The 1,135-nt window shown below is 71.0% G+C and carries 2 pseudogenes; both read left to right on the forward strand.

From position 1 onward, the window contains the following. A pseudogene (locus D180_RS14810) lies at positions 1 to 525 on the forward strand (GNAT family N-acetyltransferase); the annotation flags it as partial. A gap of 182 nt (positions 526 to 707) precedes the next feature. Beyond that, a pseudogene (sucA, locus tag D180_RS14815) lies at positions 708 to 1,135 on the forward strand (2-oxoglutarate dehydrogenase E1 component); the annotation flags it as partial.

A 1,135-nucleotide genomic window follows, 5' to 3' on the forward strand; every position in this document is an offset into this window, starting at 1 on the left:
GGCGTGGCCGCCACCGCGGAGGCCGTGCCGCTGCGCCGCCGCTTCGACGGCGCGGTGGCGGTGGAGGACGCGGCGATGGCGATCGCCGCCAGCATCGCGGTGCTGGCGCAGGCCCGCCGCCAGGTGCTGATCCACACCCGCATGCTGGATCCCGGTCTGCTCGACGATCCCGGCGTGGTGGAGCAACTGCGCCGCTTCGCGGTCGCCGCGCATGCCAAGCAGGTGCGGGTGCTGCTGCACGACGCGGCCGCGCCGCAGCGCGTCGGCGCCCCCTTGCTGGGCCTGGCGCAACGCCTGCCCAGCGTGTTCCAGTTCCGCGAAGTCAGCGATCCGGTGGACCGCAGCGACGCCACCGCCTACCTGGTCGACGACGGCGGCGGCTACTACTTCCGTGGACTCGGTCACCGTTACGACGGCGAGACCGACCTGCTCGGTGGCGGCCGCGCGCGCCAGTTGCGCGCCGCCTTCGAGCGGGTCTGGGAGCGCGCCCGGCCCTGCAGCGAACTGCGCGCACTGGGCTGGTGAGGCGGCCGCGACCACGCCGCAACTGCCACGGATGAACCGGGATCGGCCTTGACCACGCCGAATGCACACCCCGGCTGGTTCATGGGGGTATAATTTTTGCGCTTGATTACGCCCGCGCGGCCCTCGCGTCCGCCGGTTCCTGCCGCAAGCCACCCCAAACAAAGCGACCGCACCCCACCATCGTGGACAATCTACTCAAGCAGTTTGCGCAGTCATCGCAACTCGCCGGCGGCAATGCCGCCTATATCGAAGACCTGTACGAACAGTATCTGGTCTCTCCCGACAGCATCGATCCCAAGTGGAAAACCTACTTCGACGGCTTCCAGGGCCGCGATGCCGGTGACGTCCCCCACTCGGCGGTCATCGCCCACATCGCCAGCGCCGCGCGCCAGGCCGCCAACAGCGGCACCGGCCCGAGCGGCGACGAGCGCGAGCGCCATGTCGGCCGCCTGATCACCGCCTACCGTTCACGCGGCCACCTCGGCGCGCGGCTGGATCCGCTGGGCCTGACCCCGCCGGTGAACCCGCCGGACCTGGGCCTGCCGTTCCACAGCCTGTCGGAAAGCGATCTGGGCAGCGAGTTCAGCACCGGCGGCCTCGGCGGCCAGCC

This window comes from Xanthomonas sp. SHU 166 (assembly GCF_000364685.1).
In the GTDB taxonomy this organism is placed as follows: domain Bacteria; phylum Pseudomonadota; class Gammaproteobacteria; order Xanthomonadales; family Xanthomonadaceae; genus Xanthomonas_A; species Xanthomonas_A sontii.